The 17,177-nt window shown below is 70.4% G+C and carries 14 protein-coding genes and 2 tRNA genes; 4 read left to right on the forward strand and 12 right to left on the reverse strand.

Features of this window, described 5'->3' with window-relative positions; translation table 11 throughout:
• Positions 1–45: 45 nt before the first annotated feature.
• Entirely contained in the window at positions 46–1,497 is a 1,452-nt protein-coding gene (locus ACFXPL_RS21920) for a catalase (protein ID WP_384921987.1), read from the reverse strand.
• Between the two features lie 144 nt (positions 1,498–1,641).
• Here ACFXPL_RS21920 and ACFXPL_RS21925 point away from each other — a divergent pair, with 144 nt between their 5' ends.
• Entirely contained in the window at positions 1,642–2,058 is a 417-nt protein-coding gene (locus tag ACFXPL_RS21925) for a Fur family transcriptional regulator (RefSeq protein ID WP_384921992.1), read from the forward strand.
• Positions 2,059–2,164: 106 nt separating this feature from the next.
• Here the strand turns inward: ACFXPL_RS21925 and ACFXPL_RS21930 are convergent.
• From ACFXPL_RS21930 to ACFXPL_RS21945, 4 genes are all read right to left on the reverse strand, one after another.
• Positions 2,165–2,238: transfer RNA gene (locus ACFXPL_RS21930), tRNA-Met, on the reverse strand.
• Positions 2,239–2,360: 122 nt separating this feature from the next.
• Positions 2,361–4,334: a tetratricopeptide repeat protein gene (locus ACFXPL_RS21935; protein ID WP_384921995.1), complete on the reverse strand. Its 1,974-nt coding sequence runs from the start codon at positions 4,332–4,334 to the stop codon at positions 2,361–2,363.
• 193 nt (positions 4,335–4,527) lie between these two features.
• Positions 4,528–4,601, reverse strand: a tRNA-Met gene (locus tag ACFXPL_RS21940).
• Between the two features lie 43 nt (positions 4,602–4,644).
• Positions 4,645–7,602, reverse strand: coding sequence for a UPF0182 family protein (locus ACFXPL_RS21945; protein ID WP_384922068.1), 2,958 nt, complete (start codon positions 7,600–7,602; stop codon positions 4,645–4,647).
• Between the two features lie 125 nt (positions 7,603–7,727).
• Here ACFXPL_RS21945 and ACFXPL_RS21950 point away from each other — a divergent pair, with 125 nt between their 5' ends.
• Positions 7,728–8,288 (forward strand): PPA1309 family protein, encoded by a 561-nt coding sequence (locus ACFXPL_RS21950; RefSeq protein WP_384921998.1) that lies wholly within the window; start codon positions 7,728–7,730, stop codon positions 8,286–8,288.
• Between the two features lie 121 nt (positions 8,289–8,409).
• Here ACFXPL_RS21950 and ACFXPL_RS21955 read toward each other — a convergent pair whose 3' ends face one another.
• The 4 genes from ACFXPL_RS21955 to ACFXPL_RS21970 all read right to left on the reverse strand — a co-directional run bounded on the left by ACFXPL_RS21955 (position 8,410) and on the right by ACFXPL_RS21970 (position 11,611).
• Positions 8,410–9,498 (reverse strand): PDZ domain-containing protein, encoded by a 1,089-nt coding sequence (locus ACFXPL_RS21955; RefSeq protein ID WP_384922000.1) that lies wholly within the window; start codon positions 9,496–9,498, stop codon positions 8,410–8,412.
• Between the two features lie 106 nt (positions 9,499–9,604).
• The gene (locus tag ACFXPL_RS21960; protein ID WP_384922074.1) at positions 9,605–9,838 is read right to left on the reverse strand and encodes a hypothetical protein; all 234 of its coding nucleotides are present in this window, start codon (positions 9,836–9,838) and stop codon (positions 9,605–9,607) included.
• Positions 9,839–9,905: 67 nt separating this feature from the next.
• Complete coding sequence (locus ACFXPL_RS21965; protein ID WP_384922004.1) at positions 9,906–10,364, reverse strand: molybdenum cofactor biosynthesis protein MoaE; 459 nt, start codon at positions 10,362–10,364, stop codon at positions 9,906–9,908.
• A 134-nt stretch (positions 10,365–10,498) separates the two neighbouring features.
• Complete coding sequence (locus ACFXPL_RS21970; RefSeq protein ID WP_384922007.1) at positions 10,499–11,611, reverse strand: SDR family oxidoreductase; 1,113 nt, start codon at positions 11,609–11,611, stop codon at positions 10,499–10,501.
• Between the two features lie 238 nt (positions 11,612–11,849).
• On the opposite strand from ACFXPL_RS21970, the gene ACFXPL_RS21975 reads away from it, so the two are divergent.
• Complete coding sequence (locus tag ACFXPL_RS21975) at positions 11,850–13,328, forward strand: zinc-dependent metalloprotease (RefSeq protein ID WP_384922010.1); 1,479 nt, start codon at positions 11,850–11,852, stop codon at positions 13,326–13,328.
• Complete coding sequence (locus ACFXPL_RS21980) at positions 13,325–13,864, forward strand: NUDIX hydrolase (protein WP_384922013.1); 540 nt, start codon at positions 13,325–13,327, stop codon at positions 13,862–13,864. The genes ACFXPL_RS21975 and ACFXPL_RS21980 overlap by 4 nt, the downstream gene beginning before the upstream one ends.
• Before the next feature lie 114 nt (positions 13,865–13,978).
• On the opposite strand, the gene ACFXPL_RS21985 is transcribed toward ACFXPL_RS21980, so the two are convergent.
• The 3 genes from ACFXPL_RS21985 to ACFXPL_RS21995 are packed head-to-tail and all read right to left on the reverse strand — an operon-like array spanning position 13,979 to position 17,015.
• Positions 13,979–14,737 carry an AIM24 family protein gene (locus ACFXPL_RS21985; protein WP_384922016.1) on the reverse strand — a complete coding sequence of 253 codons (759 nt, stop codon included), beginning with the start codon at positions 14,735–14,737 and terminating at the stop codon, positions 13,979–13,981.
• Positions 14,738–14,752: 15 nt separating this feature from the next.
• Positions 14,753–15,433, reverse strand: coding sequence for an AIM24 family protein (locus ACFXPL_RS21990; RefSeq protein WP_384922019.1), 681 nt, complete (start codon positions 15,431–15,433; stop codon positions 14,753–14,755).
• Between the two features lie 13 nt (positions 15,434–15,446).
• A complete protein-coding gene (locus ACFXPL_RS21995; RefSeq protein WP_384922022.1) occupies positions 15,447–17,015 on the reverse strand; it encodes a TerD family protein in 1,569 nt (522 codons plus the stop codon).
• Positions 17,016–17,177 lie beyond the last annotated feature (162 nt).

The following is a 17,177-nucleotide window of genomic DNA, read 5'->3' on the forward strand; positions in this document are numbered from 1 at the left end:
CTCCCGGAGGAACCGGCCCCTTCCGTCTTCAGCAGGCGGCCCCTGTCAGCCGCGCAGGGCCTGGACCGCGGCGTCCAGCCGCTTGCCGAAGTCACCGTCCGCCCGGCGGAAGTTGCCGATCGCGCGCTCGGCGATATCGTCGCGCGAGACCTCGGAGATGAAGCCGGCCAGGTTGTCGATCAGGCGGCCCTTCTCGTCCTCCGCCATCAGGCGGTAGAGGGTGCCCGCCTGGACGAAGTCGTCGTCCTCGGCGTGGCTCGGAGCCTCGTGGTTGCCCGTGCCGCCGGTGACCGCCGTCGACTGCCAGAGCGGCCGGTCCGTCTGGAAGGGGCCGCCGAAGCTGTTCGGCTCGTAATTCCGGGCGCCCTTGTGGCGGCCGTCGTACAGGGAGCCGTCCCGGCTGTTCGTGCGCGCCTCGGTGGCGTGCGGGCGGTTGACCGGCAGGTGGTCGGCGTTGACGCCGACGCGGTAGCGGTGGGCGTCGCCGTAGGCGAAGAGCCGGCCCTGGAGCATCTTGTCCGGGGACGGGCCGATGCCGGGCACGAAGTGGGCCGGCGAGAAGACCGACTGCTCGACCTCGGCGAAGATGTTCTCCGGGTTGCGGTTGAGTTCCAGCCTGCCGATCTCGATCGGCGGGTAGTCCTCGTGCGGCCAGACCTTGGTCAGGTCGAACGGGTTGAAGCGGTACGTCGCGGCGTCGGCCGCCGGCATGATCTGGACCTGCACCGTCCAGGACGGGAAGTCCCCTCGCTCGATGGCCTCACGCAGGTCGCGCTGGTGCGAGTCGGGGTCCTGGCCGGCGAGTACCGCGGCCTCCCGCGAGGTCAGGTTCTCGATGCCCTGGTCGGTCTTGAAGTGGTACTTGACCCAGAAGACCTCGCCGGCCTCGTTGTTCCACTGGAACGTGTGCGAGCCGTACCCGTTCATGTGGCGCAGCGTCGCCGGGATGCCGCGGTCGCCGAAGAGCCAGGTCACCTGGTGGGTGGACTCGGGCGACAGCCCCCAGAAGTCCCAGACGTTGTCCGCCTCCTGCGAGCCGGTGTACGGATCGCGCTTCTGGGTGTGGATGAAGTCGGGGAACTTGATGGCGTCCTTGACGAAGAACACCGGGGTGTTGTTGCCGACGAGGTCGTAGTTTCCCTCTTCGGTGTAGAACTTCAGCGCGAAACCGCGGGGGTCGCGCACCGCGTCCGCGGAGCCCAGGTTGCCCGCGACGGTGGAGAAGCGCAGGAACGTCTCCGTCTCCTTGCCTACCTCGGAGAGGAACTTCGCCCGCGTCCAGCGCGAGACGTCCCGGGTCAGCGTGAAGGTGCCGTAGGCGCCGGCGCCGCGGGCGTGCACGACACGCTCGGGGATGCGCTCCCGGTTGAAGTGCGCGAGCTTCTCCAGCAGCGCCTGGTCCTGGACCAGTACGGGGCCGCCGACGCCCGCGGTCTCGCTGTTCTGGTTGTCGGCGACCGGAGCCCCGGCCTCGGTGGTGAGCGGTCCCTGCGTCACGTACGCCTCCTGCGTCGATCGGTGCGAATCCCGTCCCTCCCGGACTCTGCTCCAGATCCTACAATGGACTTTATCCAAGTCAAGTGAGCATCCAAAGTCACACTCGTTCGGAACCTGGGTCTCTTCACTGTTAGGCTGGATTTCATGAGTGACCTGTTGGAACGACTTCGCGAACGTGGCTGGCGTGTGACGGCGCAGCGACGCGTCGTGGCCGAGGTCCTCGATGGGGACCATGTCCATCTGACCGCCGACGAGGTGCACGAACGGGCCGTGGCGAGGCTCCCGGAGATCTCCCGCGCGACCGTCTACAACACGCTGGGCGAGATGGTGACGCTGGGCGAGGTCATCGAGGTCTCGACGGACCGCCGCGCCAAGCGCTACGACCCGAACGCGCACCGGCCGCACCACCATCTGGTGTGCGCGGGGTGCGGTGCGATCAGGGACGTCCATCCGACGGGCGACCCGCTGGCAGATCTGCCGGCCGGTGAACGCTTCGGTTTCACGGTCTCGGACGTCGAGATGACGTACCGGGGCACCTGCCCCCACTGCGCGTCCGCGTGACGGAAAGGCCCCGGAGGCGGGGCCTTTCGTCTGTTCCGGCTCGCGTTCACCGCGCACATGCCTGAGGCCCGGATCTCGTGATGAGATCCGGGCCTCAGGTCTTCAGTAGCGGGGACAGGATTTGAACCTGCGACCTCTGGGTTATGAGCCCAGCGAGCTACCGAGCTGCTCCACCCCGCGCCGTTGAATGAAACATTACGTCACGGGTGCCGGGCGGTGCAAATCCCTTCCCGTGCGGACCCGACGCCATCGGCGCAGGTCACACGGTAAGGGCCGCGCGGCGCGGCGCCTGGTGACCCGGCTCACGCGGTCAGCTCCTGGTGCAGCGCCTCGCGCAGCCGCGCCGCGCGCTCCGCGACCTCCGCCGGGCCCAGCTCGACGGCGCGCGCGCACCAGCGCTGCCCCTCGGTCAGCTCGCCCCGGCGCGCGGCCAGCAGCGCGAGCCGCAGCGCCGCCCTGCCGTGCCCCGCCTGGGCGGCCCTGGTCCACCACAGCGCGGCCTCCCGCTCGCCGCCCTCGCGGGCCAGGAGCAGCCCGAGGTTGAAGGCGCCGTTGCGGCTGCCGGCCTCCGCGGCCTCCCGGTACCAGCGGGCGGCCTCGTTGATGTCGCCCCGGGCGGCGGCGAGCATGCCGACGCGCACCTGGGCGCGCCGGTGGCCCTGCTCGGCGGCGCGCTCGTACCACTGCTCGCACTCGCTCTTCACGCCGTACGGCTCGCCGAGCGCGGGCGGCCCGGGCGGCGGCTCGCGCTGGTCGAGGACGGTGGCCAGCCGGAAGGCGGCCTCCGCGCTGCCGCCGCCCGCCGCGCAGCGGAGGTGCCGCTCGGCGGTGCGGTCGTCGCCGTCGCGCAGCCGGGCGATGCCGACCTGGAGGGCCGCTTCGGTGTGCCCGGCCGCGGCGGCGCGCTCGTACCAGCGCAGGGCCGCGCCGTCGTCGTCGCGGCCCGCGTACAGGATGCCGAGGTTGAACGCGGCGTCCACGCTGCCCGCCTCGGCGGCCTTGGAGAACCAGGGCTCGGCGCCCGTCGGGTCGTCGGCCTGGAGGAGCAGGACGGCGAGGGCGTTGGCGGCCTCGCGGTGGCCCGCGTAGGCGGCGCGGCGGTACCACTGCTCGGCCTGGACGGTACGGTCCTGGGCGGCGCAGAGCAGCCCGAGGTTGTACGCGCCGTTGACGTCGCCCGCGTCCATGGCGGCGCGGTACCAGCGCTCGGCGGTCTGCGACTCGCCCCGTGCCGCGTGGAGCGCGCCGAGGGCGTTGGCGGCGTTCCCGTCGCCCTCCTGGGCGGCACGCAGCCACCAGACGGCGGCGCTCTCCTCGTCCCCGGCGTCGCGCAGCAGGAAGCCGAGGGCGCAGGCGGCCCGCGCCTCGCCGTCCTTGGCGGCGCTGAGGTACCAGCGGCCGGCCTGCTTCAGCTCGCCGCGCCGCTCCAGGATCGCGCCGAGGTGCAGCGCGGCGCGGCGGTGGCCACGCGCGGCGGCCTGCTGGTACCACTGTGCGGCCTCGCCGACGAGGGAGGCCGCGGGCCCGGAGCCGAGGGTGGCGGGGCCCGGTGTCCCGGTGTAGGCGGGCATCCGGGGGTCGGTACTGGTGAAGGGGTCCATGGAGAGCAGCGGCTCCTGGCCCGTACGGCGGCCACGGGGGGACGGCCCGGCCGTACCGGCCCGGTAGACCACGTCGGCTCCGGAGCGGGCGCTCTCGCGGGCTCTGCGCTCCAGTGCGCGGGCGAGCCGGTAGGCCGCCTCGCGGTGCCCCTGCTCTGCGGCGGCGCGCAGCCAGCGCTCGGCCCCGACGTCGCTGCGGTGCTCCAGCAGGTCGGCGAGGGCGTAGGCGCCCAGCGCGTGGCCCTGCTCGGCGGACTGGCGCAGCCAGTACTCGGCGGCGGGTTCGTCGCCGAGTTCGCGGTAGTGGCGGCCGAGGGCGTGGGCCGCCGGGGCGGACCCGGCGACGGCGGCGATCCGCCACCAGCCGGCGGCCTCGTCGACGTAGCCGCGCTGGTGCAGGAGGACGCCGAGGTTGTTGGCGGCGGCACGGTCGCCCTCGCCGGTCGCGGCCCGCAGGTACGGCTCGGCGCCGTCGAGATCGCCGCGACGCAGCAGCAGGGCGCCGAGCACGCTCATCGACGCGGTGTCCCCGGCGTCGGCGGCGCGGCGGTGTCTCGCCTCGGCCTCGGTGTCGGCCCCGTCGGCGGCTCCGGTCCCACCGGCCGCGTCATTCACGTGTGACTGCACATACCGCCCTGTCTCCAACAGAGTTGCCCTATCCCCCACATTTTCCATCGTCGCACCACCCGCCGGCCGCGTACAGCCGGTATACCGCGCCCCACAAGGTCACTACAGCGTTTTGTCGACATGCCCACAGAGAGACAGATCAAACCCGCCGGAGAACAACTGAGCCCATCTACTACCCAGTTGGGACGGGCACATGGCAAGGGCCCGGATCCTAGAAGGATCCGGGCCCTTGACTTCGCCGTAGCGGGGACAGGATTTGAACCTGCGACCTCTGGGTTATGAGCCCAGCGAGCTACCGAGCTGCTCCACCCCGCGTCGTTGTGTTCCAACCGTACCACGGGGCGGAGGTGTTGCCAGGTCAGCTCGTATCGCCACCGCCGTCCGAGCTGCCGGAACCGGCCCTGCCCGTGCTGCTGGAGCCGGCGCCGGAGTCACCGGCGTCCCCGCCGCCCGCTCCGGGCTTCGCCTTGGCGGCCCGTTCGAGCGCGCTCTGCAGGTCCTTCTGGGCCTTGGCGTACGCGTCCCAGTCCGGCTTCTTCAGCGCCTCCTCGCCCGCCTCGTACGCCTTCTGGGCGTCCGCGATGGCCTGCTGGAGGGCCTTGTCGCCGGTGGCCGGCGGCGTGGTGGTGTCGCCCGGCGGCTCCGTGGTGCCCGGCGGCTCCGTACTCTCCGCGCCGAACACCGCGTTCAGCGCCTCCGGAAGGGTGTCCTTGAAGACCGGCTTGCCTCCGTAGGAGACGGCCACCTTCTTCAGCAGCGGATAGTTGGCACTGCCACCGCGCGCGTACACCGGCTCGATGTAGAGGAAGCCTCCGTCGAGCGGCACCGTCAGGAGGTTGCCGTACTCGATGTCCGAGTCGGTGCCTCTCAGGTTCCTCACGAACTCGGCGACTTCAGGCACACCGTTCAGCTCGCTCTGCACCTGTTGCGGGCCCTGGACCGTGGACGTCACCCTCAGCACTCTGATCTTGCCGTAGTCCGTGCTGGTGGCGTCGGCGTCCACCGCCATGAACGCCCCCAGGTTGGGGCGCCCGTTGGGCGTGAAGGTCGTCGTCAGCGAGAACTTCTGATCGTCCTGGCCGGGCATCTTCAGGCTCAGGTAGTACGGCGGGACCGAGTTGCTGTCCTTGGTGGTCGGGTCGTCCGGCACCTGCCACGCGTCACTGCCGCTGTAGAACTGGGCGGGGTCCGTGACGTGGTACCGGGTGAGGAGTTCCCGCTGCACCTTGAACATGTCCTGCGGGTAGCGCAGGTGGTCCTTGAGCGTCGCGTCGATCTCGGCCTTCGGCTTCACCGTGCCCGGGAACGCCTTCATCCAGGTCTTGAGCACCGGGTCCTCGGTGTCCCACTGGTACAGGTTGACCGAGCCGTCGTACGCGTCGACGGTGGCCTTCACCGAGTTCCGGATGTAGTTGACCTGGTTCTGCTGGGCGACGACCGCGCGCTGACTGTCGGTCAGCGAGTCGGCCGTGGTGTCGCCGAGCGTCGTACGGGACGCGTACGGGTAGCCGTTCGTCGTCGTGTACGCGTCGACGATCCACTGGATCCGGCCGTCGACCACGGCGGGATACGCGTCGCCGTCGATGGTCAGCCAGGGTGCGACCGCCTCGACGCGCTCCTTGGGCGTGCGGTTGTACAGAATCCGCGAGCCGTCGCCGATGGCGCCGGAGTAGAGCATCTGGGGCTCGCTGAAGGCCACGGCGTACGCCGCGCGGTTCAGCGGGTTGGAGAGGTCGACGCCGCTCTTCCCCTTGTAGCTCGTGGTCTGCTCGCCGTTCTTCTCGTAGTCCAGCTCCTTCTGCGGGCCGCCCACGATCGAGTACTGCTCGGTCTTCTCCCCGTAGTAGACGCGCTGCTCGTACTTGGGGATCTCACCGGTGGTCGGCAGGCCGGACTCGGTGAAGTCGGGGGCGCCGATGGTGCCCTCGTTCTCGTCCGTCACCGTGTTCGTGCCCTTGGACGCGATCAGCCCGTACCCATGGGTGTACGTGAAGTGATCGTTGATCCAGTTGCGCTTCGGGATACCGGTGATGTTCAGCTCACGCAGACCGACGACCGTGTCCTGCGGCTTGCCGTCGGGGCCGGGGTACCGGTCGACGTCCAGCGTGGAGGGGAACTGGTAGTACTTACGCTCCTGCTGAAGCTGCTGGAACGCGGGCGAGACGACATTCGGGTCGACCAGCCGGTAGCTGGCCGCCGTGTCGGCCGCCTTGCGCTGCTCGGCCTTCTTGTCCGGGTCGCCCTTGCCCCCGTAGTCCTGCACATCGGCGGTATCGATGCCGTACGCCTCGCGCGTCGCGTCGATGTTCTTCTTGATGTACGGGGCTTCCTTGGCCTGCTCGTTCGGCTCGACCTGGAACTTCTGCACGATCCCCGGGTAGAGACCGCCGATCAGGATCGCCGAGAGCACCATCAGGCCGAAGCCGATCACCGGGAGCTGCCACGTACGGCGCCAGAGCGTCGCGAAGAACAGCACGGCGCAGATGACCGCGATGCAGAAGAGGATCGTCTTGGCGGGCAGGAACGCGTTCGCGTCCGTGTACCGCAGACCGGTCCAGTTGCCCGTCGCCTTGAAGTCGCTGGACTTCACGGCCAGGCCGTACCGGTCGAGCCAGTACGCGACGGCCTTGAGCGAGACGAAGACACCGAGCAGCACCGAGAGATGACCGGTGGCCGCGGCGGTGGCCCGCGCGCCGGGGCTGGTGATCCGCAGCCCGCCGTACAGGTAGTGCGTCAGCGCGGCGGCGATCAGCGACAGCACGGTCGCCGCGAAGCCGAACGCCAGCATGAAGCGGTACCAGGGCAGGTCGAACGCGTAGAACGCCACGTCCATCTTGAACTGCGGGTCCTTCTGGCCGAAGGGGACCCCGTTGATCCACATCAGCCACGTACGCCACTGTCCGGCGGCGGAGGCCCCGGCGATCAGCCCGACCAGCGCGGTGATCCCGAGGAGCACCCACTTCTTGTACGGCGCGATCCCCATCCGGTAACGGTCGAGGTTCTGCTGCTCCATGGACATCGCGCTGAGCGGCGGCCTCAACCGGTGCGCCAGCCAGATGTTCAGCCCGACCGCGACGGTCATCAGCAGTCCGAAGACCGCGAAAAGACCGATCTTGGTCCAGAGAGTGGTGGTGAAAACCGATGAGTACTTCACCGAGCGGTACCAGAGCCAGTCGGTCCAGAACCCCGCGAACATGACGAAGAGCATGGCCAGAACGGCCAGTACGCCCAAAGTCATGAGCAGGGTCCGAGCCCGACGGGAAGGCCGGCCCACTCTGATCCGTGGCCCGGTCGGGCCTCCGCCGCGGTCCGGCATCTGGAAAGCCAACGTGCGCACCTCGAAGTTCGCGGTCGTGTGAATGCGTGTGGTTCAGTCTGTTCAACTTACTCAGGCTTTACCTAGTTCCCGCATCCGGGTCCGAAGGAGGCAGGATATTGACCATGTCCACTGTTTCTCCCTCAGGCACCCCCATGGCCGCGAGCCCGCTGACCCGCGCGGTGCTCGAAATCGACGAATACGCCTCGACGCTCGGCTGGGACCAGCCCGCCCGGCTCTTCGCGCTCGTCGACACCACGCGGCTGCGCACCGACGAACCCGAACTCGCGGCCCAGTTGGGTCTCGACGAAGACGGCGGCTCCGCCGCCCCCCTCACCCCCGTGGAGCAGGACGAGATCCCCGCGGGCACCCCGCTCGACGAATTCCTCGGCACCATCGCGTGGCCCGGGGCGGTGGCGGGCTGCGCGATGACCGTGGAGCGGCTGATGCTGCCGCCGTCGGCGGAAGCATCCGTACCGGACAATCTGGATGAAACGGCGCTCGCCGCGTGGGTCGCCTCACACCCCGAGCGCCAGGAGGTACGGATGACCGTGGCCGTGCTGCGGGACGGCGCCCGGGAGTCCGCGCTGCGGCTGCGCGAGAAGGACTCCCCGAACGAGGTCCTCACGGGCTCCGGGCTCGTCCCGGGGCTGGCGGAGGCACTGTCCGCCACCTTCGAGGCGTAGCAAGGCCTACGGACGGCGCGGGGCGGGCGCGACGGCGACCCGGGGGCGACAGGAGCCCGCGGGCGTCCTCAGGCGCCGTACCGCGCCGTACGGGCTCGTCCTCCCGCGCGGACGCGGCCGGTCAGTTTGCCGAACAGCTCGGCAGGCCGGTCGTGTCCCCGTTACGGATCTTCCCCAGCGACTGCGTCGCGTCCTTGATCGTCTTCACCCGGACCAGAGTGAGGCCGCTCGGGATGTCGGAGGACGCGGCGGCGCAGTTCTGGTCGGGCGTGAGGAAGTACCGCGCGCCCGCGTTCCGCGCGCCGACGAGCTTCATCTCGATCCCGCCGATCGGGCCGACCTCGCCCTTGTCGTCGATCGTCCCCGTACCGGCGACGAACTTTCCACCGGTCAGCGACCCGGGCGTGAGCTTGTCGACGATGCCGAGGGAGAACATCAGCCCGGCGCTCGGACCGCCCACGTCGGCCAGCTTGATGTCCATGGTGAACGGGAACGTGTGATCCGTCCCCGCCTGGATGCCGACGATCGCGCGGTCACCCTCGTCGGACTTCCGTGTGGTGATCGTGACCTTCTCGGTGGCCGTCGGCTCCTTGCCGGACTTCTCCGCGGCCTTGGCCTCCTTGACCGGCACGATGGTGAAGACGACGTCCTCACCCGGCTGGTGCTTCGTGACGAGCTCGGCGACGTCCTCGGGCGCCTTGATCTCCGTACCGTCCACGGCCTTGATCACATCGCCGGCGTGCAGGATGCCCTCGGAGGGGCTCTCCTTGACCACCGAGGAGACGATCGTGCGGGAGGAGAACGGAAGGCCCAGCTCTTCCAGGGCGGCGACCTTGGCGCTCTCCTGGGACTGGCTGAACTCCTCGGCGTTCTCCTGAGTGGACTGCTCTTCCGTCTTGCCGTCCGGATACAGGGTGTCGTGCGGCACCACGACACTGTCGTGGGCCAGCCAGCCGTAGACCGCCTCGACGATATTCATGTTGTAGTCCGCGCCGGTGACCCTGACCGTCGTCATATTGAGATGACCCGACGTCGGGTATGTCTTACGACCGGAGATCTGGAGCACGGGCTCGCCGCCGGCCTCACCCAGTGTGTTCACCGTCGGTCCCGGGCTCATTTCCGAGTACGGGACCTTGATGAGCACACCCGCACAGAGCAGCGCGATGAGGACGAGGGTGGAGGCGAGCATCGTCGCGGTGCGGCGTGGCATGGAACGACAGTACGGGAAGGCTCCGTCAGTGCACCCCCGGGGCCGGTCCGTACGAGGTCAGGGGGGTGCGGGCCCCGGACCCGACGGGCCCTGCGGGCCCGCGGACTCAGACCGGCTCGGACCGGGTGTCCGCCTTCTCCATCGCGTCGCGGAACCGGGCATAGCCGTTGAGCTCGGCCATGTCTCCTATCGTGCGGTCCCTGGAGACCCAGCTTCCCCATATCGCCGCACCTACGGCAGCGAAAAGCGGGATCAACAACCAGACGAGCGCGGTCATGTCGACCTCCCGACCATGAGTGTCTGCGAACTGACCGATCAGCAGATTAACCATCTGCAGCACCAACGCTGCTGGCCGGAAGGCGGTTACGCAAATCGGGCCGTACGGGTGGAGGCCCCTCAAGGAGGCGCTACGCGCCCACCCATTCCTCTGTTCCGTCCGAGAACTTCTGGTGTTTCCAGATCGGCACCTCGTGCTTGAGGTCGTCGATCAGCTTTCTGCACGCCTCGAACGCCTCCGCCCGATGCGGGCAGGAGACCGCGACGACCACCGCCAGATCTCCGATCTCCAGATCACCCACACGGTGGACGGCGGCCAGCGCGCGCACCGGATGACCGGCGACGATCTTCTCCGCGACCCGCCGCAGCTCGGCCTCCGCCGACGGATGGCAGGAGTAGCCGAGCGCGTCGACCGACGCGCCGCCGTCGTGGTCGCGCACCGTGCCCACGAAGAGCGCCGTACCGCCCGCCGCGTCGTCCCCCACCGCGCGGAAGACCTCGTCGACGCTGAGCGGGGTGTCACGGATCGCGAGCAGCCGGATGGGGTCCTGCGCCGCCTGCTCGCCCGGGTGGGAACGCGTACTCGCCATGGGGCCCATCGTGCCGTACGCCACCGCCGCCATGGAACAGCCGTCCCCCGGACCGGACGTCCCCCGGACCGGGCAGGGCGGACCGGGCAGGACAGGCCGGAGCGGGGCCGTCCGCGGGCCGCCCGGCCGGCGGCTCAGATCCGGCGGCGCGCCTTGCGGGCGCGCCGTACCAGCGCGGCCGTACCGAGCAGCGCGACCGTGGCGCCCGCCGCGCCCGCCGCCGTGGCGTCCTTGCGGCCCAGGCGGCGCCCGGCGACCGTGTGACGGCCCTCCACCTCTTCGAGGAGGGCGGTGAGAACCTCCTCGTTCGTCCACCGAGGGCGCCAGCCCGCGTCATGCAGCCGGCTCACGCTGACCACCCAGGGGTGCATCGTGTACGCGAGATCGCCGGCCGGGGACGGTGTGAGACCGATCCGGTGCAGCCGGGCCGCCGCGCCCAGGGCGACCGCCGAGGGCAGCTCCATGCGGCGGATGCCGCTCAGCTCCTCGACCTCCTCCTGTTCCAGCCAGCCGTCGCAGCCGACCGCGAACTCGCCTTCGACCTTTTCGAGCGCCGCGTACTCCAGCGCGCTCACCAGGTCCTCCACATGGCAGAACTGCCAGGTGGGGCGGGATCCGGCGACGACGAGCAGCCGTGGCGACTCGAAGTAGCGGGTGAGGGCCGTGTCCGTACCGCCGATGAGGACGGCGGGCCGTACGACCGTCACATTCAGGCCGGGGTGCGCGCGGGGCGCGCGGCGGCCCAGCCGCTCGATCTCCAGGAGGTCGCCGACGCCCGTGGCCTCGGCGGTCGCCCGCAGCTCCGCGTCCTCGGAGAGTGGGATGTCGTTGTCGGGCAGCGCGCCGTAGACCATGGCCGAGGTGCAGAGCACGACGCGGTGCACCCCGGCCGCCGCGGCGGCCGTGAGTACGGTCTGGGTACCGCGGACGTTGTACGCGGTACGGGCGGCCGCGTCGGTCTCCAGGTCGAGGTCGAGCGCCAGGTGGACGACGACGTCAGCCCCGCGCAGCTTCTCCGCGATGGCCGGGTCGCGGACGTCGAGGATGTGCCACTGGGCCTCGGAGACCTCCCCTCGGCGCTCGTCGATGGCGATGACCTGCTTGATCTCCTCGGACGCGGCCAGCCGCCGGGTGAGCAGGTCACCGACGCCGGAGGCGGCGCCGGTGACCGCGACGACGGGGCCGCGGGACGGGGTCGGGGTTGAGTGGTTTCGCGCTGCGCGAACCTGCGGATCTGGGGAACTCACCGGGCGTCTCCAGCGGTTGTCTTCAATACGTACGTGAATGGCGCGTACGTACCAGGTGACGTCCATCCTGCCGCAGGCCATCGGCCGACGGAGCATCGAGCCCGGAAGCCACCGGGATGTCGGTCCCGTGCCGACCCGCGGCACCGCCCCTTCGCTCCCTGTGCCGCTTAGGCTGGGTGGTGCAGTCGGGCAGTCGCCGCCGGCAGGAAGCCGGTGGCCCTACGAGCCGAGGAACCCCGTGAGTGACACACCATTCGGATTCGGCCTTCCGCCGGAGGAGCCGGAGGACGGCGACGGCAAGAAGAAGGACCCTGCCGGAGGTGGTCAGGGTGCCGGCGGCCAAGGCGCCCAGGGCAACCCCTTCGCAGGATTCGGGCTGCCCGGTGGCGGCGGCGCGGGCGGCGCGGACAATCCGTTCGCCGCGATGTTCGGTTCGCTGAACCCCAACGACCTGGGGGCCGCGTTCCAGCAGCTCGGCCAGATGCTGAGCTACGAGGGCGGTCCCGTGAACTGGGACATGGCCAAGCAGATCGCCCGCCAGACGGTCGCCCAGGGCACTGCCGACGGAACGAAGGACGAGAGCGTCGGCCCCTCGGAGCGCGCGCAGGTGGACGAGGCGGTGCGGCTGGCGGACATCTGGCTGGACGGCGTGACGTCGCTGCCCTCCGGCGCCAACGCCTCCGTGGCGTGGAGCCGCGCCGAGTGGGTCGAGGCGACGCTGCCCGCGTGGCAGCAGCTCGTCGACCCCGTGGCGGAGCGGGTCGGCACGGCCATGGGCGAGGTGCTGCCCGAGGAGATGCAGTCGGTGGCGGGCCCGCTGATCGGCATGATGCGCTCCATGGGCGGCGCCATGTTCGGCCAGCAGATCGGCCAGGCCGTGGGCGTGCTGGCCGGTGAGGTGGTCGGCTCGACGGACATCGGGCTGCCGCTGGGACCGGCGGGCCGGGCCGCGCTGCTGCCGCTGAACATCGAGGCGTTCAGCAAGGACCTCGGTGTCCCCAAGGACGAGATCCGGCTCTATCTGGCGCTGCGTGAGGCCGCCCACCAGCGGCTCTTCGCCCACGTGCCGTGGCTGCGGGCGCACATGTTCGGCGCGGTCGAGGGCTACGCCCGCGGGATCAAGGTGGACACCTCCAAGCTGGAGGACGTGGTCGGCCAGTTCGATCCCAGCCACCCCGAGGAGATCCAGGAAGCACTCCAGCAGGGCATGTTCCAGCCGGAGGACACAGCGGAGCAGAAGGCCGCGCTCGCCCGGCTGGAAACGGCGCTGGCGCTGGTCGAGGGCTGGGTGGACGCGGTGGTCCACGAGGCCGCGAAGAACCGGCTGACGGCGGCTGACGCGCTGCGCGAGACGCTGCGCAGGCGCCGGGCCTCGGGCGGTCCGGCCGAGCAGACCTTCGCCACGCTCATCGGGCTCCAGCTCCGGCCCCGCAGGCTTCGTGACGCCTCCAGGCTGTGGGCCTCGCTCACGGACGCGCGGGGTGTCGACGGGCGCGACCGGCTCTGGGAGCACCCGGACATGCTGCCGACGGCCTCGGACCTCGACGACCCGGACGGTTTTGTCCACCACGAGCAGCTCGACTTCTCCGAGCTGGACAAGATGCTCGGAGAGGCGGCCGGCGTGGGCGACAAGCCGAATCCGCGGAAAGACTCCACCGACGAAACCGAAAAGGGCGACAAGGGCAGCACGGACGACAAGGACGACACCGACAAGTGAGCCTGCATGACGACGCGGTCCTCGTGCTGAAGACGTACGAGGGGCCCGGGTCCGCTCAGCAGGAGCTGCGCGGGCTCTATCTGAATCATCTCGCGGCCCACCCGGACGGTATGTGGAAGGCGTGCGGGGCCGGGCATCTGACGGCGAGCGCGCTGGTCGTCGATCCGGAGCGGGGCCGGGTCCTGCTGACCCTGCACAAGAAGCTCGGCAGGTGGCTGCAGATGGGCGGCCACTGCGAGCCGGGTGACACGACGGTGGAGCGCGCGGCGCTGCGGGAGGCCGGGGAGGAGTCCGGGATCCCGGAGCTGACCCTGCTGCCGGGCGGCCCCGTACAGCTCGACCGGCACCCCATCCCGGCGCCCTGTCACTGGCATCTCGACGTCCAGTACGCGGCGCTGGCGCGGCCGGGCGCGGTCGAGTCCATCAGCGAGGAGTCGCTGGACCTGCGCTGGTTCGCGTACGACGAGGTGGCGGAGGTGGCCGACGGCTCGGTCGTCCGGCTGCTGGAGCGTACGCGGGCGGTCCTGGACGCCTGAGACGGAAGCTTGCCGCGGAGACGGATCCCACCGGATCGGCCGCGGGGCCCGTGGGATCGGCAGAGTCAGGGGGCGGGTCCTGTGGGATCCGCCCCCTGACTCTGCCGGCCCGGGTCACCTGCTCCAGGCGTTGTTCTGGTTCTGCCCGTACGCGCCGTGCTGCCCGACGCCGTACTGCGCGCCCAGCCCCTGGCCGATCTCCGCCTGCTGCGGCGGCATGACCTCGCTCGGCTGGACGAGCGCGAAGCCCTGCCCCAGGAAGCTCAGCTCCCAGCCCTCGCCGGTGGAGCCGCGCCGCCGCCGTACCCCCGAGGAATGCGTCTGCGCCTGCATCTGCACCCGCAGCGCGGAGGACCAGGCGACGACCGCGTCGGAGTCGGCGTTGACGTACTTGTCCGGCGTGACCTCCATCATCAGCGGCTGGCCCGAGGTCATCAGCGCGACCTTGCCCCGTCCGGAGATGTTGAGCTGGTACTTGCCGGAGCCGGAGATTCCGTACTGGCTGTCCACCGCGACGACCTCGACGTGCAGCGCGGAGTCGAGCGCCAGGACGTAGGCGCTGTCCACCGTCATCCCGTCGTGGTCGACATCCACCACATGGATGTACTGGGCGAGGTTGGCCAGATAGACCGTGCCCTGCCCGGAGCAGCGCATCAGGTCCAGACCCTCGCCGGTGGTCGCGCGTGCCTGACGCTGGCCGTGCGACTGGTACTCACCGTCGAACTCGATGAGCCCCTGGTAGGCGACCATCGCGCCCTTGCGGGCGAGGAGGTCGTCCTGACCGGTGAGAGCGACCCGCAGGAGCTGCGGGTTCTGGACGGCGTAGCGGTCCTGGGACTGCTGTTCCGTGTACGCGAAAAGCGGACTCTGCATGGTTCCTCGCTCCCCTCAGCCCCGGACCCGCAGGCGGTCGGTGCTGTCCTCGCTGGGCTGGACGACGACGATGCCCTGGCCGGAGAAGGCCATCTGGTAGGCCTCTCCGCTGCCCCGCCCGATCAGCGAGGACGCCTTGAAGCTGCGCTTGCCCTTCACCTTGAGGGCGGGCGACCAGGCGACGAGCGCGTCGGGGTCGACATAGGTCTCGTCCTCGCCGCGTCCGCAGTCGACGACGACCGGAGTGCCGCGGGAGGTGAGGGCGACCCAGCCCGTCCCGGAGATCTGTACGTTCCACAGGCCCTGGCCGGCGAACTTGGCCAGCCCCTTGACGCGTTCCACGCCCCACTGGAGGTGCGCGTCGAAGGCCAGGAGATTGGAGCCGTTGACGGAGAGCGCGTCGTTGTCGAGGTTGATGACAACGACATCCGAACCGTAGTCGGCCAGATAGAGCAGACCGTCGCCCGCGCACTTCATCACGGGGGTGGTCTCACCGGTGACCCACTGCGAGGCGATCTGGCGGACGGCGGGCGGGTTCGGCTCGTACTGGATGAAGCCCTCGTAGGCGATCATCGAGCCGGTGCGCGCGTAGAGGTCGTGCCCCGAGGCCATGGCGACCTTGAGCATGGAGCGGCCGTGATTCTCCATCCGGGCCGCGGCGGGGGTCGGGGCGAAGCCCGCGAGCTGCTGGTTCATTGTCCGGGCTCCCTCAGACCTCGTACGGCTGGACGACGATGAAATTGCCGGGCGCTCCCCGGAACTGGAGGTTCACGGTCTCCCCGCTGTGGCCGGGGTACGCGTTGCGGCGCAGCCTGACCTGGCTGGAGATGATCACCTGCGCGGCCGACGACCAGGCGACGACGGCGTTGCAGTCGGCGAAGGTCGTGGGCGTGACGGGCAGCACCACCGGGGTGCCGTGGGTCTTCACGACCACGGTGCCCGTGCCCTGGAACTGCATGGTGAACAGGGCTCCGCCGGGGATGCCGTGGCCCTCGATGCGGCGGACCTCGTACTGAAGGCTCTCGTCGAAGGCGAGGACGTTCTCCGCCGAGACGCAGATGCCGTCGCCCTGGAGTTCGACGGGGTGGAGGTGCGCGCCCTCTTCGGCGAGGAAGACCTGGCCGCGTCCGGTGCAGCGCATGAGCTGCATCTCCTGGCCGGTGGCGTTGCCCACGACGCGGCCGACGAAACCGGCGCCCTTGTAGCCGAAGTCGACCTTGCCCTGGTACATGACCATGCTGCCCTGCCGGGCGAGGACGGGGCTGCCGCCCTCGCCCAGGTCGATCCGTACGAGCTGGCCGTTCTGCGAGGTCCAGCGCTGCCCTGTGGGCGCTTCCTTGTACGGCTGGAGGGCCGCCTGGAGACCGGCCCCGCCCGCTGGCAGACCCTGCGGGACGCCCTGGGGCGCACCGGGCGGCTGCTGCCCGAAGGGGGCGGGGACGCCACCGTACGGGGACGGCGCGGGCTGCGGCATCTGTCCCGGGACCTGGCCGAACTGCGGCTGCTGGGGCGGCTGCTGGCCGTACGGGGGCGGCGCGGACGGCGGCGGTACGGTGCCGCCCTGCGGGGGCATCGGCGCCACGATGGTCTGCGCGGCGTGCACGGGCTGCGGCGCGGGTGCCGGGGCCGCCGGTCCCGCGGGAGTGCCGAAGGACGGTGCGGGCGCGGGCGGCACGACGGGCGCCGCGGGCGGGGCGAAGCCCGGGGCCGGGCCACCGCCCGCCGGGGACTGCGGTGCGGCCGGTTCCTCCTCGGCGACTTCGCCGCCGAAGTTCTTCAGGAGCGCGTCGAGTCCGCCGTCGAAGCCCTGGCCGACGGCGGCGAACCGCCAGACGTCCTTGAGATAGAAGTCGCCGAGCATGACGGCGCGCTCGGTCGTGAACTCCGAGCCGGTGAAGGCGTATCGGACGACCTCCTCGCCGCCCGCGACGATCCGGATGTATCCGGGGCCGACCTGCGACATCTGTCCCGCGCCGTCGATCGTGGCGGTGAAGGAAAGCTTGTGGACGGCGGCGGGGATACGGTCCAGCGTGACCCGGAAGGACTCGGTGTCGCCGGCCTGCGCGCCCAGCAACTGGATGGATTCCTCCGGCGACTTCGGCTGGTTGAAGAAGATGAAGTAGCGGTCGTCCGAGAGCTGTTCGTCGGCGTCGAGACCGAAACAACTGATGTCGAAGCTCAGTCCTGGGGCCGCGATCTGCACGCCCACGTACAGATCCGTCCCCGCCGTGAGATCACTGATCCTGGCCTTGTGGCCACGCTGGAATTCCCGTGCCATACGTAACGACCGTCCCCCGTCCCGAGTGCAATGCGTCGCGCCAGGCTAACGGCTGGGTCGGACAATCGGCCAAGCCGGTACAGACTCGGTACAGGACCGGTGAACGGACTCTTCCCTGACGGAGGGTGCGCCCGGACCGCCAGGGAACGCGCTGCTCCGGGC

The organism is Streptomyces sp. NPDC059092 (assembly GCF_042756365.1).
Classification (GTDB): Bacteria; Actinomycetota; Actinomycetes; order Streptomycetales; family Streptomycetaceae; genus Streptomyces.